Below are 16675 nucleotides of genomic sequence, written 5' to 3'. Positions count from 1 at the left end.
TGATCCGTTGAGCCAAACATTCATTAGTCCCATTATCCGCCTCTTTTTGCCACATTATGTCTCTTAAAAGCATATAAGGGACACAACCGGTGTGGGAAAGCAGTGTTTGTGTCCAGTAAAGGAAGATAGAGGACATCGGCCCGGCCGAAATCTATCAAAACGGTCTTATGCACCGGGTTAACGTCCATTTCTTCCATGCACTTGTCCATAAAACGCTCGTATCCGGAGGCGGTTTATAAAAGGAGGAAGGTAAATGGCTGTATGGTTTCCCTATGCTGTGTACTGGATTATTTTCGTCACTGGACTGGCCTCGTGGTGGTTCTGGCCGCAGGACTATGGGTTTGCTATGACCATCACGGTGACGCTGATCAGCGGAATATTTTCCACGATTGCCGCGGTGACACTGCGAAGCTGGCGTCTGGTGGTTGCCGGTCTGCTGCTCCTCCTGAGCCCATGGGCAGCACTGTTGTTTTATTAGAAAGGAGAATGGGGGTTGAAGAGATTTCTGAACATCACCGGACTGGTGCTGGCCGCCGTGCCGGCCTCGTTCCTTTTTCATATCTATGAATACACACAGCATGTCCGGCAGGACGATGCGGTTCTTCTCATGCCGGCAGCTGTCATTTATATTCTTCTCACCGGAGGCGCCTCCGCTTATGCCGACCTCCGCCGGGTTCTGCTTCTGTTGGTGCTGGGCGGTGGGCTGTCACTGCTGCTGGCCGGTGCCGCGATTCCGGATGACGGCTCCTGGTTCAAGCCGTTCGGACGAAACCTCATGGTGGGCGGCACAGCTGTTATTTTTCTGTCAGCGGTCCTTGTCATCCGTTTTCTGATCCGCTCCGCTGCTGCCCGGCGGCGAAATCTACTATCGCCGATTTGATAACTGGAATGTCAGTGATTCCGACTGTATCAGCCTCAATGACAATGATGCGGACGGACCGCGCAGCAGAGATGGAAGCCTGCCTGAGACTGACTTTCTGAAGCTGGACAGCGGCAGCGATTTGATTGACGCCGGCACAGACATCGGTTTTTCCTACAAAGGAAGCGCGCCGGATCTTGGGGCTTATGAATGAGAGTAAAATCCGTAAAAAAAATGGGCAGGGGTTCATACCCTGTCCTTCTTTTTTCCTTTAATTGTAATGTAAAATTTTGATAGAATAATAATGTTCCCACTCTTACATAGAGTGCTTCATATGACAGTTTGGCTGGAAGGGGGTGTTAAGGTGTTACGTTTTATTTTATTGATTCTCCTCGTTATCGCGTTATTCAATCTATTTTTTGGTGATGGTAACTGGCCTGTACCATTATTAGTATTTATTGTATGTGCTGACAGTTTGATGAGAGGTCTCAATGAGAGAAGAAACAGCGATAATCCTGTAACCAAGCCGATATCAATTGTTGTATCGTCTGTGCTGTGCTTTTGTACCGCCATTGTCCTTGTGTTGAGTTTCGTATAAACATAGACATTCGGGTTGAAAAATGTCCATAAAATAAATATAAGAGCCAAAATATGCTGGAGCATGACAGGAAAAAGTCCATAATAGATAAATAGGAGACACTTACCGGCAGAAAGCAGCACAAATGGTCCATTAAAATAGAATGATAGACATTTTGCAGCCGGTTTTGTCCGTAAAAGTTCCCTCCAGCATCGAGAACTGACCCAGTGAAACGAGACAAGAAAAAACACCTATACTGCCATGGTCCTGCATTCAACGGGCTGTAACCATTTCATTTTGAAAAAGGTCGTATAATGTGCGAACACGATTACTTTCACATATGACGTAGGGGGTGTTTTTCCTTTCATTGTGGAGATCCGTTCGACGGTGCCACTGGACGCGGCGTTCGCAGCCTTGCTTCATCGAATAACGCTAAGAAGAAAATCTACCTTTTTCCAAAAATACTTTCCATCATCGCTTTTCCTGTTGGAGTCTGGGCAAGGCCGCCTCTCGCTGTTTCCTTGTAATCGGAGGACATCGCATTTCCGATATCAAACATCGTTTTAATGACTTCATCGGCAGGGATCACACTTTTCATTCCTGCCCGTGCCATATCGGCGGCGGTTAAGGCGGTGACGGCGCCAAACCCGTTTCTGACAATACAGGGAACCTCGACCAGCCCTGCAACGGGGTCGCATACCAGGCCGAGCATATTTTTAAGGGACATTCCGACGGCGTGGGACACTTCTCTCGGAGAGGCGCCATTTAATTCAGCGATTGCGCCGGAAGCCATGCCGACGGCGGAACCAATTTCAGCCTGACAACCGCCTTCTGCCCCGGAAACAAAGGAGTTGTTGGCCATCACATACCCTAATGCTCCGGCACAAAAAAGTCCGTTAACCATTTTATCGTCCGGCCATTGGTGCCTTTCCTGGGCGCTGACGAATACTCCTGGAATGACGCCGCACGATCCTGCGGTCGGGGTGGCTACAATCTTTCCCATAGAGGCATTAATTTCGGAAACGGCAAGGGCGTACGTCATCGCTCTGGCAGAATGTTCGCCGGCAACAGGATCATGGAAAGCGGTGTAATGCATGACGCGCTGCGCATCTTTTCCGGTTAAGCCGTTTTTGGAGGTGGTATCCTCGGTCAAGCCTTTGTGGACGGCGTCTTTCATCACGACGTAAAGGTCTTTCATTTGGGAAAACTCTTCCGTCGTACTGCGGCCCGTTTCGGTAGATTGTTCTTCTATCATTAGTTCGGCAATCGATTTATTTTCCTGTTCTCCCAGCGTTACCAATTCTTCGATGGATTGAAATCTCATGAGAGGACCTCCTTCGTTATATCCACCTTTCGCACGCTTTCTGTTCCTGAAACACAGCTCATTTTAGAAACCACTTCTTCCGGGAGATGATCATCTATTTCCATCACCATCATGGCTTCGCCGCTGCGTCCTTTCCGATCGACTTCCATGTGGCTGATATTGACCTGTTTATCCCACAACAGCCCGCTTATTTCAGCGACCATTCCCGGCCGGTCCCGATACGTAATCACCAAGGTTGGGTACAGCCCTGTGAAGGAAACGTCAAACCCGTTTATATTTACAATCTGGACATTTCCGCCGCCGATCGATGACCCTGTGACGTTCAGGTACCGGCTGGTGGAGCTTAAACAGAGCCGGGCTGTGTTGGGATGCAGACGAGACCCTGTCTCTTTGGAAAAGGTAATATCTATGCCTTTTCTTTTAGCAATATTCAGTGAATTTGGAATTCTTTCGTCATCGGTATCGTAATCAAGAAGACCGCCGGCTATCGCAATATCTGTCCCATGTCCTTGATACGTTTCTGCAAACGAACCGTAAAACGTGATATCTGCTTTTTCCGGCAGCTCACCTAATAATTGCCCCGCTATTCTTCCCAGACGCACGGCCCCGGCGGTATGAGAACTGGACGGCCCAACCATCGCAGGACCAATGATGGAGAACACGTCTTTAAATTTCATGCCCTTCACCTCACTTACGTATTATTGTATGTTTCATTCCCTGTACCGACAAGTCTCTTAAATGTCTATAAATCATGGAGTAAACATTTTCACTTTTGCGGCAGGGGTTAGTTCTGGGAAAGAATAGAAATCCGGTATATCTGTCTTGGTCTTCCTCTTGACGCCGCTTTTTCTTCTCCGATGATTTCGATGAGACCGGCATCCATCCATTTCACCAAAATCCGGTGCACACTTCTCAAGGTGATTCCTAACACGCCGGCCAGTTCATGGGCGGTATAGTCGGTTTTTCCGAGGCGGTCGACCTGTGCCAGCAGTTTGTTCATGTAAACGGCAGACATGCCGGCGGAGCGCGCTTTTTCTATTAGGTCGGCGTTTTTAATCGTTAAATCATACACGATAGGATGCGTCATTTCTACCGGCCCTATGACACTTTTATCTTCTCGGACGATGAAACAAGTATTTCCGCCATGCTCCTGAGACTGTCCCAGGGCCAACCGGGCGTTTGTCCCGGCATTGGTGGCCGATCTTCCAAAACCAATACCGATGCTTAACGATATACCTGCGGCTGTCTGGATATCTTTCAAAAGAGGCATAAACTTGTAACCTCTTGTTTCCCGTTCAAAAATACCGCGGGTCGTAAAGAACAAATATTCTTCCCCTACATCAATTAAATGCCCGTCTAATTGTTTTACATAATCAAGCAGCATCCCCTGGATTTCCAATTTTAATTTCTGGGCTTCATGCTCCAGCGGTCCGTTATCTGTAAAGGCTTTGAGGAAATCTGCTTTTATCAGTCCGACCACGATTTGAGATTCTTTATTCCGCCTTGTTTCCGTGGCCAGTAAGGCCCGTTCCAATGCGATCATAATATCCTGATGGGTGGGAATGACCCATTCGCTGGGAACGTTCCAGCTCGTTAAATACCCGGCCACGGACTTAATACTTGTTAATGCCGCCGACGTGACACCCTGGTCGAATAAACGTTTGTGAAACGCCGCTATTTCCCGGGGGGAAGTAGAGGAAACACCGTGAAAGTCATAAATAGTAAACGTTGTATGTTCCAGATCATACATGATTTCCTCCACGTACTCTTTGGAGATCATGTCAATGGAAAGGTTCTGCAGGCCGTATGCGTTTTTTACACGGGACAACGAACGGTAAATTCCTGTGCTCAATGGAATATAATGGGCGGACACATCAAGGTCTGTTTTGTTACTGGTTTGATGATACGTGTAATAATCGGAAAAGAGCAGAATTTCGACCTGACTTCCTAATGCAGAGGCCGGGTCCGCCGCTTCCTCCTCCTTTTCACAAGGTTTTAGATAAGGGGAGAACGAGGGGAAATAGCTTAACGCAGCCTGTACATGTTCAAGAATCGCTTCCGGGCCGATTACACCGATGGATACACTTTCCTGAGAAGGGTGGTGATGAACAGACATAGGTTACTCCTCCCATACGCGGCAAACTATATATTATTATAAACACATTTCGCGGCGCAGGCATATCTTTTGACGGTATTTTAAAGACATATTATAGACGTTGTCTTTTTTAAAAAGGGTATTGTAGTATGAACGTATCGAAAAAATTACCAGGGAGAGGCTTGCATTCATGGTTCAAGAATAAAATTCGAAATATTGGGACAACTGTTGCGAAAAGCCTCTTTGGAAGAAAGGAGAATGACATGAAAACTGCCGCGGAGCTTGAGTACAAATTAACACAGCCTTCTAATGATTTAATTGATGCGGTTCGTCAGCTGGACGGGGATCTCATCATTTTAGGAGTAGGGGGGAAAATGGGGCCGAGTCTGGCCAAAACAGCGAAAAAAGCCATCGATGCAGCCGGGCTGGACAAAAGAGTGTATGGCGTCTCCCGGTTTTCGTCGGGAACATTACAGGAAGAATTAGAAGCCCATGGTGTCCATACCCTCGCCGCCGATTTGTTGGATGATGACCAGCTTCAGCGCCTGCCGGAAGTAAAAAATGTCATTTTTATGGCCGGGAAAAAATTTGGCACGACCGGAAACGAACATTTTACGTGGGTGATGAACTCCTACCTGCCGGGAAGGGTGTCGGAGAAATTTAAAAATTCACGGATGGTTGTTTTTTCGACAGGAAATATTTATCCATTTATCCCTGTCAAACAGATGGGCGTCACAGAAGATGATCCCGTGGACCCTGTCGGGGAATACGCGCAGTCCTGCCTCGGAAGAGAACGTGTTTTTGAACATTTTTCCCATAAATATCAAATCCCGATGGTTCTTTTCCGGCTGACGTATGCGATAGATATGCGCTACGGGGTCCTGATGGAAATAGCAAAAGCCGTAAAAGAGCAAAAGCCAATCAATCTAAACATGGGATTTACGAACTGTATTTGGCAGGGGGATGCCAATAACATCGCGATTCGTTCGCTGTTGATGGCAGATTCTCCGGCTGTGCCGTTAAATGTAAATGGACCGGAAGTTCTTTCTGTCCGCTGGGCGGCGAACCAGTTTGCGGAAAAGTTCGATACCGCTCCGATTTTTGAAGGGGAGGAACAGGACAGTTCCTTTATCCGAAATGCGTCGAAAATGCATCAATTATTCGGCTATCCGAGCGTCACGCTGCGGGATATGATTGACTGGACAGCGGAATGGCTTGACGCCGACGCCGAAACATGGAACCAGCCTACTCATTTTCAAGTAAGAGATGGGGCGTTTTAAGTGGCTGCACAGGAATTAGGACAAGAAAAAAAGAAGGCTTTGCATGAAGGGATCGTCATCCCCGCTCATCCGTTGGCGCTGAATGCTTCGTATCAGCTGGACGAAGCAAGGCAGCGTGCCTTAACGAGGTATTATATAGCGGCAGGAGCGGGGGGCGTTGCGGTCGGTGTCCACTCGACCCAATTTGAAATTCGGGATCCCGGTGTCAACCTCTTTGAACCAGTGCTCCGGATGGCGGCGGAAGAAGTCGATAAAGCCGAAGTATCTTCTCCGATACTAAAAGTGGCAGGCATATGCGGTCCCACCGAACAGGCAGAGCAGGAAGCCCGCCTGGCCGTTGAGTTAGGCTATGATATTGGACTATTGAGCATGGGAGGCTTAGTGGATTATTCCGAAAGGGATCTGTTAAAGCGGACAGAGCAGGTGGCTGCCATTATGCCGGTATTTGGGTTTTATTTGCAGCCGGCTGCAGGAGGGCGGTACTTCAGCTATTCTTTTTGGGAAAAATTTGCCGGTATTCCTAATGTCATGGCCATCAAAATTGCCCCGTTTAATCGGTATAAAACGATCGATGTCGTCAGGGCTGTCTGTCATTCTCCCCGGCGGGACGATATCGCTTTGTATACCGGGAATGATGATAATATAGTTGCCGATTTATTTACAACATGGCAGTTTCATGTGGATGGCGAACTCGTGACGAAACGGATGGCAGGCGGGCTGCTTGGGCACTGGTCCTGCTGGACAAAAAAAGCGGTGGAATATTTTCATGAAATAAAGAGAGCGGTCAAAGAAAAGGAAGAGGCCATCCCAGCCGGGTTGATCCAGCGGAATATCGAAGTGACAGAAGCCAATGCTGCATTTTTTGATGCGGCCAACCAGTTCAAGGGATGCATTCCAGGAATTCACGAGGTCTTGCGAAGGCAGGGGCTGCTGGAAGGAACCTGGTGCCTGAATCCGGAACACACCCTGTCTCCCGGACAAAGCGAAGAAATCGACCGCATCTATCATGATTACCCCCACCTGCATGATGATGATTTTGTCCAGGAAAATCTGGCCAAATGGCTGGGGTAGATGAAAAGCTAGAAAAAAAACGAAATTCAGGAAAACGGGGAAATGATAAGAATTCGAAAAGAGGGGGGAGGCTTATGAAAGACAGGGAAAAAATGCGTTTTTTCTACTCCCGCGGCGATAGGGATTTCATTCGGGAAAACTGTAAACGATACTGGCCGCACGTAGTGGAAGAAGTAATCGAACGAGCAGCCCTTGCCTGTGAAAATACCTTTGTATTCACGCACCGCTGGGATATGGAACGATGCGAAGAGCCGTACACGTTTAAAAACGGTATCGATTGGACATTTCGTTTCCACGGGGATTTTGAGTGGACGGTGAACCTGAATCGTGCCAGGTTTATGGCGGAACTGGGGCAGGCTTACTGGCTGACCGGGGAGGAACGGTTTGCAGCTTCTTTTATCCGGCTCATGAACGATTGGCTCCGGCAAAATCCGGTTACGGAAGAAGAAATCCATCAAAGCAGATCAAGACAATATAATGTGAAAGACACGTGGAGAAAGCTCGACAGCGGCATCCGCATCACCAATTGGATAAAGGGCTTCTTTTGTATTCAGGAATCAGAACAGTGGGGGGAGGCGGAACAGGAGACGTTCGTCCGCGCTCTGGAACGTCACGGCCTTTATTTGAGCATTGCTTATACGCCCCATGACAGGCAGAGCAACTGGGGGTTTCTCGAAACCAATGGCTTATTTCAAATTGCTTTGCTGTTTCCTGAAATAGAGGGATCGTCCCAGTGGCTGCGATTGGCTGAAGAGCGGCTCGAGACCATGTGTGAACTGCAGGTGTTTGAGGATGGCATGCATAATGAACAAAGTCCCATGTATCACCACGAAGTACTCCATTGCCTGTTTGAACCGGTACTGCTGGCGGACATTCATCAACACCCCCTTCCAAAAAAAGTGAGAGATACGTTGAATACCATGTTTACGGCATCCTTGTTCTGGGTGAAGCCGGACGGCCGCCAGCCGATGATCAGCGACAGTGATCATACAGACATACGGGATGTTCTGACGCAAGGGGCTGTTCTGTATCAAAGAGGCGATTTGAAGAGCCGGGGCTATTCCGTGCTTGATTATGAAGGGATCTGGTATTTCGGAGAAGACGGCATGAAAAACTATCAAGAGCTGACAAAAATGGAACCAGCTTTCTGTTCCACTCATCTGAGTCAGGCCGGCTATTCCGTGATGAGAACGGACTGGTCCGATGATGCTCATTATCTGCTGTTTGACGGGGGGCACATGGATATTATCCGCGCCCACGGCCATGATGATTTTCTTCATTTCGATTTGACGGTGTTTGGCACGGATTTTCTGATAGATACGGGCCGGTACACGTATATGGAAACGCCGGACAGACGTTATTTCAAAGAATCATTTCAGCATAACACGACCAGTGTGGATGATTTTAGTATTTCGGTCTATGAAAATTCCTGGAGCTGGGGAGATGCAGCACAGCCAACGAACGTGTATTGGAACAGCAGCCAGGCATTTGATTATGTGCAGGCCGGGCACACTGGCTACCGGCGGTTGGAAGATCCCGTGGATGTACTCCGGCAGATTTTATTCGTAAAACCTCACTACTGGATTATCGTCGATACCTTTCACTCCCAGGCGGAGCATGAATTCCAACAACATTTTCATTTTGACGAACACATCGCGTTGGAAGCAGCATCTTCTGCCATAAACGCACGGGCCGGTAATGGGACAGCTTTGAATATCATTCCATTGGAAGAGCACGTGACAGTCGAAGAGCAGGCATGCTGGATCTCAAAACATTATAATCAAAAGGCACCATCCAGAAAACTCATCATGAAGCAAAAAGGAAAAGGGTTCACCAAATTTGTGACGGCTTTGCTGCCTTATAAACAAAATGAATTCCCTGACTTTTCTATCCACAGGATCGAAACGTTCGACTCCCGGAATCGAAAACAGACAGAACATGAAGCCACAGCGATCGAAGTAAAAAGAGGAGAAAAGGAGGCAGAAGTCATTATGTTTTCCCACCAGGGGCCGTTCAGCTGTCAATGCGCCGGTACGCAGATGACAGGAGACGTGATGCTCCTGAAAAGACAGGGGGAACAGGAACAGACATGGGTCGTGAAAGTCTAGGGAATGGGGCTGTATCAATAGGTACAGCCCCCTGTCTGTGATAAAAAGAATACAATCACGGGCAGGAGCGGAAGGCGGCGACTCCTGCGGGAAGAGCAGCAGCCGAAGATCCCTTCATACGGCCGATAGACCGTATGAAGAAGCTGAGGCGCTGCCCGCGGAAAGCGTCCGCCTGTAGCGCATGCCCAGCACGTTAGCGAAACATTTATTGGCTGATAGTAGACTTTTGATACAGCTCCATTCTCTTAGATAAAGAAATAAATATCCGCCCGGTCTTCCCTTCTGACAGATACTGCCCCCGGCAGCTCTGCCTGTTACGATCCAACGCGTTTGCGGTATTGGGAGGGGGTGAGGCCGACATGTTTTTTGAACGTCTTGGTGAAATGGGGATAGTCCTTGTAGCCGATCGAGTGGGCGATTTCATACGTTTTGCAGGAAGGGTCCTGCAGCAGCTTTTTCGCCTGATCGATCCTCCGTTTTGTAAGGTACTGGATAAAGCTGATCCCCATTTCCGCTTTAAATTCTATGCTGAAATAGGCGGTGGACATATCAACGGTTTCCGCTACTTCCTGAAGCGAAAGGGTTTCTTCGGAATAATTGGTTTCGATATATTCCAGGGCGGACAAAATTTTGGGACGGCGGCCGATATTTCTCGTGTTTTTGATATGGTCCATCACCGCCCTGCAGATGCCGTCCAACGTTTCTTTCATTTTTGTCGTGTCATCCGGAATCCCGCCATCGAATGCCTCGATTTCTGCGAGTCCCTCTTTCTTTCTATCCAGTTCCCCTTTCAAATAAACGATAAGATCCAAATAAATGTTTTGGAGTACGTTCGGATCGTCCTCTTTTACTGTTAATTGGCTGTGCAGGTCATGTACCAGGCGGGATGCCTGTTCTTCTTCCAGCAGCCATAGTTTTTGCACAAGGTCTTCGGCAGAGGAACGGAGAATCGGAAGCCATTCGGATCGTTCTTTCGAAGCGGACTGATCGGCTTCGAGCTGTTGGTGGACTTTTGCCAAAGAGGAAAGAAATTGATCGGGCTTCAGCGGCTTCAATAGAAAATCGACGACGCCGTAGCGGATTGCGGTCTGGGCGTATTCAAATTCGTCATATCCGGAAATGATTAAAAATTTAGAGCAGGCATTGGTTTCTTTGACTTTTTCGATAAACTTTAACCCGTTTAATTTGGGCATGCGGATATCTGTAATAATAAGGTCCGGGGTGAGCTGTTCATTTAACTGCAGAGCTTCAAGGCCGTCTTTTGCTTCTCCGACGATCTTAAACCCAGTATCATTTGAATGCAGGAGAACGGAAATACTGGTTTTTATCATCTTCTCATCATCTACCGTTATGGCTGTATACATATGATTCCTCCTTTTCGACATGGTCCGCATAGGGCAAGAGGATTTCCACGATGGTTCCCTCTTCGTCCGACTGTTTGATCGTTAAACGGTATGGAGGGCCGAAATTGCCATGCAAACGTTTGTGGACGTTGATCAGCCCGATTCTTTTTGTCGTTTTATTTCCGTCGGACAGGTCGTGGTTATAATAAAATGCGTCATTGAATTCCTTCTTTGTTTCCGGAGGCATCCCCTTCCCCCGGTCGACAATCGAAAGCTTATAAAAATGAGATTCTTTTTCTCCGAAAATACCAATGAATTCAGGATTTAACTCATGTTCTTCATACCCATGGACAAAGGCATTTTCAATAACCGGCTGTAAGGTGAGCCTTGGCATTAGAACGTTGTGTCCAGCGGTTTTTTCCTCACATTGGATGCTCACGGTCAGGTCATCAAATCTTTCTTCCTGTATCTCCAGGTACGATCGAATCTGCTGCAGTTCTTCGGATAAGGTCACGATTTTTTTTGAATTGCTCACGTTGTACCGGAACATATCCGCCAGCGATGTCGTCATTTTGCTGATCATGGGCTGGTTTTCTATGATGGCGTAGGAGTTGATGATTTCGAGGGTGTTGTAAAGAAAATGCGGGTTGATCTGTGACTGCATCGCCTGAAACTCCGATTCCCTGTTTTTAAGCTCCAGCTCTTTTTCCACGACTTTGGAATGCTTCACTTCCTGGATGAGGTGTTTTAATTTCTCTGTCATTTGATAAAAACTGTCGTAAAGACCGGAAACTTCGTCATCCCGGTAAAATGGCAGGGGTTTTTTCCTTTCGATCGCAAAGTTTCCCGACTCTACTTTTTTCATCAGTTTTTGGAGATTGGTCAACGAATGCGTAAGAAAAAAGGAAAAACCGCCGACAAACAACAGAGCTACCCCGATTAACAATAAGCCGATCCACATCGTGGAACTCCGCAGGGTAATCAGGGAATCTATAATGTTTCCTAAAGGGACGCTTGCGACCATCGTCCAACCGGTCTGGGTCGAATGGTCGTAGACCCGCAGCGTTTTTAAGCTTTCATTGCGATTGATGAAAAAGCTGTTCTCGTGATAGGCAGATTTATGTTCATAGGAAAATGTATTTCCCAGCTTCTTTTTGTTGGGATGGTAAATGATTTTATCCTGATCATCTACAATCCAAACATCGTTAAAATGGCTGGAGGTTACTTCGTTTACAATGCCGGAAATTTTATCGAGACGGAGGTTGATGATCAATAACCCTGAGGTGTCATACGTGTTTTCATTAAAGACTTTCCGGACGATAGTGAGCACAGGCGTTTCCTGGATGACGTCGATATCCAGCACTTGATAAGCTTCGAGCGTTTTCACATCACTCCAGAGTTTCCTGTTTCTATCCCTGATCTCCCCCATGTTGAGATACCCGTCTGCTTTAATGTAATTATGAACCTGCATGCCCTGCTTATTGATCATGGAGATGCCGAAGATTTCAGAACGTCCATCGAGAATCCCCGCAAACGCGTCTTCCCGGATCCGCTGGGAAGTGATAAACCTATCATACGGGCTGGACGTTTCCTCCTCCAGATCCAGATACGATTGGACCTGGGGTTTGGAAAGAAGGGGGACACTTGCCTGTTCCAAATCGTTCATATAAAAATCCAGGTATTCATTGGTTTGTTTTAAAAGATCCTGACTGTACTGGACCGCGTTGTTCTCGATAGTGGCTGTCGTTTTTTCATACCAGATCTGCCCAAATATCAACAGCGGAATACAAACAAAAACAAGGATGACAAAAATCAGTTTAAAGTTAATGGATCCTATGCTGAAAGACATTGGGCCGCCCCCCTCCCAAAAAACGCAGATAATTAATTTCATTCTATTTAAAAAAACACAAATTTTCAAATAAATATTCATTTTTTCTTTCCATATTTGGTTTTATGATAAATGATATAGATTTACAAAAAAGGGGGAGAAATCATTGACGATGAAACATGTTTCCAGGTTGTTCATCCTGATGACTGGAATGATTGTCCTTGTATTGGCGGGATGTTCCGATACGTCTGAAAATCAGGAAGAAGCCGGCGCGGACTCCGACTCTGAAGGGGCTTCAGAAACCATTACACTTGGGTATTATTCTTCAGGCAGTGCCGATGAAAAAATGGATGATATTATTTCCCAATTCGAAGAAGAGCATCCTGACATCACCATTGAAACACAAAATTCACCCTATCAGCAGTTTTTTCAGAAGCTGGATACCCAGATCGCGGGAGGCAACGCGCCGGATGTCTGGCTGTCGGACGGTGTGTTTGTACAAAAGTACGCTGAGCGCGGCGCAGCTAAAGATTTAACAGAGTGGATCCAAAACGATTTGCAGGCAGACCAATATTACGGGCTGGAATTTAATAAGGGCCCTGAAGGAAAGTATTGGGCTGTTCCGCAAGGCATTCAAATTGGAGCACTCTTTTATAACAAAGATATGTTTGACAAAGCAGGGGTAGAATATCCGGATGACAGCTGGACCTGGGAGGATCTGAAAGAAGCCGGGGAGCAGCTGACGATTGACATGAATGGAAACACAGCGGAAAATGCAGAGTTTAGTGCCGATAACATCAATCAATACGGGCTGACGTTTTTCAATATTACCGAAGGCTGGATGCCGGTGTTGAAGTCTTATGGCGGCGGGGTGCTTGATGAAGATCTGCAGACTGCTGATATAGATACGCCGGAAAATCTGAAAGCGCTTGAATATATCACGGATGGCATGGAACGCGGCATCTTTACCGATCCATCCGATTTACAGGCTTTCCAAAGTCCGATGTCACCGTTTCCAAGTGAGACGGCCGCCATGCGGATCGGAATTTACGCGAGAACGCTTGCTGCCAATGAAACGGGAGTTAATTATGACGTAACGGTTCTGCCGAAAGGGCCGGATGGAGAGCGGTTTTCTCCGGTCATCGCCAACTCCTGGATTATTAATGATGATACAACGGATGCAAAAGCGGAAGCTGCCTGGGAATGGATTCAATATTGGGTGTCAGAAGATGATGTGCAAAAACAGTGGGCGGAATTGGGAGAAGCGGTACCGGTGAAAAAATCGGTGGCGAACTCCGATATGTTTTTGAATTCCGGAGATATGCCGGAGAACAAACAGGCCTTTCTCGACAGTTTCGAATTTGCCGATACATTGGATGTAAACGCTGTCTGGTCGGAATGGGTGGATCAAATGACGGACAATTTGAATAAGACGTTCCTTGATGAAGTGGAGGAAGAGGAAGCGTTAGAGAGTGCGGATAAAGATGTGCAGCAGGTCCTCGACGAATTTTATGAAGAATGATCCTAGATTCATAAGATCAAGATAGAAAGTGTGATACTTGTGAATACAGAGACGGTAAAGACGCAGAGAAAGATGAAGAAAAGAAAAGGGCCTATATTAAATCATGAAGGGAAATGGGGACTCCTGATGGTTTCCCCTTACCTTCTTCAATTTATCATTTTTATCCTGTTTACGCTGCTTGCTTCTTTGTATTTCAGTTTTTCCACCTATGATATGTTGAATCCTCCAGAGTGGGTGGGATTAGAAAACTATAACAAATTAATTCAGGACCCTGTTTTTTGGCAGTCTTTAAAAAATACCCTCTATTTTACCGTTTTATTCGTCCCGACCCAGACGATATTGGCGTTAATTTTGGCGGTGGCCTTAAATCAAAGTTTAAAAGGGTTGAAGTTATTTCGGATTGCGCACTTTATTCCCGTCATTTCTTCCTGGACCGTGGTGCTGTATGTAGCGGATGCTATTTTCAACCCGCGTTTCGGCCTGGCAAATGATCTGCTGGTAAAGATAGGGCTGCAGCCGCAGCAGTGGTTGAATGATGAGCAGCAGGTCATCCCGGTTTTGGTTGCCGTTGCGGTGTGGAAAGGCGTCGGCTATATGATGGTTATTTATTTGGCAGGTCTTCAGAATGTACCGGAAGACCTTTATGAGTCGGCTGAAATAGAAGGAGCCGGCGTGTTGAAGAAGTTCAGGCATGTCACCGTTCCATTGATTTCGGGAACCACGTTTCTTGTCCTGGTCCTCAGTACCATCACAACCTTCCAGGCGTTTGAACAGATTTATGTAATGACAGGGAACGGCGGTGATATGACAAGCGCGGGAGGACCGGACAATGCAAGTATGGTATTAATGCTGTATTTATTCCAGCAGGGGTTTTCATTTCTGAAAATGGGGTATGCTTCCGCGATTGCCTGGGTCCTGTTTCTCATCTTATTTGTCATTACGATGATTCAGGTCAAATTGCAAAAGAAATGGGTGCATTATGAGAAATAGATGGCTGTGTCACACAGGGGGGTGCTTTTCATGAAGAAGAATTATCATAAAAACAGAAAAAAAATCGGTTACATTGTCATTATTCTAAGTTCCCTGATTATGTTTACCCCTTTCATTACAGCAACGTTGAATTCGTTAAAGACATACGCCCAGTACACTGCTGTGCCGGTGGAATGGATCCCTGATCCGATCCGCTGGGAAAACTATTCGGATGTCTGGCAGATGACGGATTTTGCGCTGTACGGCTGGAACAGTCTGATTGTCACCGTGATGTCCGTGCTTGGGGCGATCCTGTCCTGTTCCATGGTGGCCTATGCTTTTGCGCGTCTGGAGTTCCCTTTTAAGAATTCGTTATTTTTCATGGTACTTGGCACATTAATGATTCCTCCGGTTGTCATGATCATTCCGCAGTTTATTATCTTTCGCCATCTCGGATTTCTGGATACACTGGTTCCCTTATGGATATTGGAATGGCTGGCCCAGCCGTTTGGCGTTTTTCTCATGCGGCAGGCATTTCTTGGCATACCTAAGGCGTACGAGGAAGCAGCGACGTTGGATGGATGCACCCCCTTTCAGACATACTGGAGAGTTTTTCTCCCTATGTGTAAGCCGCAATTAGCCACTCTCACTATTTTCACGTTCATGACAAAATGGAATGAAATTATGGCTCCAGTTATTTATTTATCTTCCGCAGAAAAATACACCCTTCCTATTGGAGTATTGCAGATGTCCGGAGCATGGTTTGGAAAAGAACAATACCTTGTAGCCGCAGCGATAATGTCGCTCATCCCTATTCTGATCGTCTTTTTATTAACCGAAAAATTCTTCATAAAAGGAGCCAGCTCTTCTGGATTGAAATAATAAGAAAAGGAGGGAGAGCGGATGGCGGGAATTTTCATAAACACGGTCTTGCTGGAAAAAAACCGCTGGGAGCCCGGCAGGCCTTCTTCCATTCTTGTGAGTGAATGGATCGGGGATTTTAAGAGAGACGGCTTTCATGGAGTGGAATTATGGGAAAACCATGCCCTGCAGGCATCGGAAACGGAAATCCGGCACATCATCGAATCCCCCCTGCCGATTGAAATCTATAATTCCTATATTAGCTTGGAAGACGAATACGAGAAAGAGCGGGAAGCCGCTGCTGCGATGATCAATAGACTTCGTGCAAAAAGAGTGAAATTCAATTTCGGCAAGGATGTCGCGCGGAAAGAAGAGTACATTCGAAATGTATTACACTTTAAAAGCTTATTGCCGCAGGACTGTGAACTATTGTGTGAGTGCCATCCTGGCACCATACTGGAGGATCCGGCAGAGGCGGAAAACGTTTTTAAAGAGCTGGCATTGGAACGACTGGGAGCCATTATTCATCCTTTCCACGTGGAGGCAGACCCCGGATTATGGCTGCAGCATTTAGGTTCTGCTGTGACCCATGCTCATGTCAGTTTGTTCGACGCCGGTACGTTTTTTCAGCTGAAAAAGCGGCCTGACTTTGTGAAAGAACGGATCCGCATCATGAAAGAAGCGGGCTTTGGGGGAACCTTATCGCTGGAATTCACAGAAGGAACCGCAACGGAGGAGGAAACCCCGGAGAAACTGTATCAACACGCGCTCGAGGATCTTGCTTTTTTATTTCATCATTATGCATGAAGGGCTGAAAGCGGGGAGGGGGGATGATACA

At 46.9% G+C, this 16675-nt stretch carries 14 protein-coding genes; 9 read left to right on the top strand and 5 right to left on the bottom strand.

Annotated elements, in window-relative coordinates; translation table 11 throughout:
• The first annotated feature begins 253 nt into the window (after positions 1-253).
• On the top strand, positions 254-478 hold the full coding sequence (locus tag ACW9JV_RS13745) for a hypothetical protein (protein WP_457335397.1): 225 nt from the start codon (positions 254-256) through the stop codon (positions 476-478).
• Positions 479-493: 15 nt separating this feature from the next.
• A complete protein-coding gene (locus tag ACW9JV_RS13740; RefSeq protein ID WP_457335395.1) occupies positions 494-880 on the top strand; it encodes a hypothetical protein in 387 nt (128 codons plus the stop codon).
• A gap of 1001 nt (positions 881-1881) precedes the next feature.
• On the opposite strand, the gene sdaAA is transcribed toward ACW9JV_RS13740, so the two are convergent.
• The 3 genes from sdaAA to ACW9JV_RS13725 form a co-directional block, all read right to left on the bottom strand.
• On the bottom strand, positions 1882-2760 hold the full coding sequence (gene sdaAA / locus ACW9JV_RS13735) for an L-serine ammonia-lyase, iron-sulfur-dependent, subunit alpha (protein ID WP_457335393.1): 879 nt from the start codon (positions 2758-2760) through the stop codon (positions 1882-1884).
• Complete coding sequence (gene sdaAB, locus ACW9JV_RS13730) at positions 2757-3437, bottom strand: L-serine ammonia-lyase, iron-sulfur-dependent subunit beta (protein ID WP_457335391.1); 681 nt, start codon at positions 3435-3437, stop codon at positions 2757-2759. Before sdaAB ends, sdaAA begins: the two co-directional genes overlap by 4 nt.
• Before the next feature lie 107 nt (positions 3438-3544).
• A complete protein-coding gene (locus ACW9JV_RS13725) occupies positions 3545-4876 on the bottom strand; it encodes a hypothetical protein (RefSeq protein WP_457335389.1) in 1332 nt (443 codons plus the stop codon).
• 242 nt (positions 4877-5118) lie between these two features.
• Between ACW9JV_RS13725 and ACW9JV_RS13720 the strand changes: the two genes are divergently transcribed.
• From ACW9JV_RS13720 to ACW9JV_RS13710, 3 genes are all read left to right on the top strand, one after another.
• Positions 5119-6135: an NAD-dependent epimerase/dehydratase family protein gene (locus ACW9JV_RS13720; protein WP_457335387.1), complete on the top strand. Its 1017-nt coding sequence runs from the start codon at positions 5119-5121 to the stop codon at positions 6133-6135.
• Entirely contained in the window at positions 6136-7206 is a 1071-nt protein-coding gene (locus ACW9JV_RS13715) for a dihydrodipicolinate synthase family protein (protein ID WP_457335385.1), read from the top strand.
• Positions 7207-7280: 74 nt separating this feature from the next.
• Positions 7281-9314, top strand: coding sequence for an alginate lyase family protein (locus ACW9JV_RS13710; protein ID WP_457335383.1), 2034 nt, complete (start codon positions 7281-7283; stop codon positions 9312-9314).
• A 314-nt stretch (positions 9315-9628) separates the two neighbouring features.
• Here ACW9JV_RS13710 and ACW9JV_RS13705 read toward each other — a convergent pair whose 3' ends face one another.
• Complete coding sequence (locus ACW9JV_RS13705; RefSeq protein WP_457335381.1) at positions 9629-10678, bottom strand: response regulator transcription factor; 1050 nt, start codon at positions 10676-10678, stop codon at positions 9629-9631.
• Positions 10653-12506 carry a sensor histidine kinase gene (locus tag ACW9JV_RS13700; RefSeq protein WP_457335379.1) on the bottom strand — a complete coding sequence of 618 codons (1854 nt, stop codon included), beginning with the start codon at positions 12504-12506 and terminating at the stop codon, positions 10653-10655. The genes ACW9JV_RS13705 and ACW9JV_RS13700 overlap by 26 nt, the downstream gene beginning before the upstream one ends.
• 151 nt (positions 12507-12657) lie before the next feature.
• Between ACW9JV_RS13700 and ACW9JV_RS13695 the strand changes: the two genes are divergently transcribed.
• From ACW9JV_RS13695 to ACW9JV_RS13680, 4 genes are all read left to right on the top strand, one after another.
• The gene (locus ACW9JV_RS13695; RefSeq protein ID WP_457336060.1) at positions 12658-14007 is read left to right on the top strand and encodes an ABC transporter substrate-binding protein; all 1350 of its coding nucleotides are present in this window, start codon (positions 12658-12660) and stop codon (positions 14005-14007) included.
• Positions 14008-14079: 72 nt separating this feature from the next.
• Positions 14080-14997, top strand: a complete 918-nt coding sequence (locus tag ACW9JV_RS13690; protein ID WP_457335377.1) for a carbohydrate ABC transporter permease — start codon at positions 14080-14082, stop codon at positions 14995-14997.
• A gap of 30 nt (positions 14998-15027) precedes the next feature.
• On the top strand, positions 15028-15858 hold the full coding sequence (locus ACW9JV_RS13685) for a carbohydrate ABC transporter permease (RefSeq protein WP_457335375.1): 831 nt from the start codon (positions 15028-15030) through the stop codon (positions 15856-15858).
• A 21-nt stretch (positions 15859-15879) separates the two neighbouring features.
• Positions 15880-16644 carry a hypothetical protein gene (locus ACW9JV_RS13680; RefSeq protein ID WP_457335373.1) on the top strand — a complete coding sequence of 255 codons (765 nt, stop codon included), beginning with the start codon at positions 15880-15882 and terminating at the stop codon, positions 16642-16644.
• The last annotated feature ends 31 nt before the right edge of the window (positions 16645-16675 follow it).

This window comes from Salibacterium sp. K-3 (genome assembly GCF_054052005.1).
This window is presented reverse-complemented; position numbering and strand designations above follow the sequence as displayed.

Excerpts from the sequence above, each read along its gene's own strand:
- ACW9JV_RS13745 (WP_457335397.1), top strand. The coding sequence starts at position 254 with ATGGCTGTATGGTTTCCCTATGCTGTGTACTGGATTATTTTCGTCACT.
- sdaAA (WP_457335393.1), bottom strand. The coding sequence starts at position 2,760 with ATGAGATTTCAATCCATCGAAGAATTGGTAACGCTGGGAGAACAGGAA.
- sdaAB (WP_457335391.1), bottom strand. The coding sequence starts at position 3,437 with ATGAAATTTAAAGACGTGTTCTCCATCATTGGTCCTGCGATGGTTGGG.
- ACW9JV_RS13725 (WP_457335389.1), bottom strand. The coding sequence starts at position 4,876 with ATGTCTGTTCATCACCACCCTTCTCAGGAAAGTGTATCCATCGGTGTA.
- ACW9JV_RS13720 (WP_457335387.1), top strand. The coding sequence starts at position 5,119 with ATGAAAACTGCCGCGGAGCTTGAGTACAAATTAACACAGCCTTCTAAT.
- ACW9JV_RS13710 (WP_457335383.1), top strand. The coding sequence starts at position 7,281 with ATGAAAGACAGGGAAAAAATGCGTTTTTTCTACTCCCGCGGCGATAGG.
- ACW9JV_RS13705 (WP_457335381.1), bottom strand. The coding sequence starts at position 10,678 with ATGTATACAGCCATAACGGTAGATGATGAGAAGATGATAAAAACCAGT.
- ACW9JV_RS13700 (WP_457335379.1), bottom strand. The coding sequence starts at position 12,506 with ATGTCTTTCAGCATAGGATCCATTAACTTTAAACTGATTTTTGTCATC.
- ACW9JV_RS13695 (WP_457336060.1), top strand. The coding sequence starts at position 12,658 with ATGAAACATGTTTCCAGGTTGTTCATCCTGATGACTGGAATGATTGTC.
- ACW9JV_RS13690 (WP_457335377.1), top strand. The coding sequence starts at position 14,080 with ATGAAGAAAAGAAAAGGGCCTATATTAAATCATGAAGGGAAATGGGGA.
- ACW9JV_RS13685 (WP_457335375.1), top strand. The coding sequence starts at position 15,028 with ATGAAGAAGAATTATCATAAAAACAGAAAAAAAATCGGTTACATTGTC.
- ACW9JV_RS13680 (WP_457335373.1), top strand. The coding sequence starts at position 15,880 with ATGGCGGGAATTTTCATAAACACGGTCTTGCTGGAAAAAAACCGCTGG.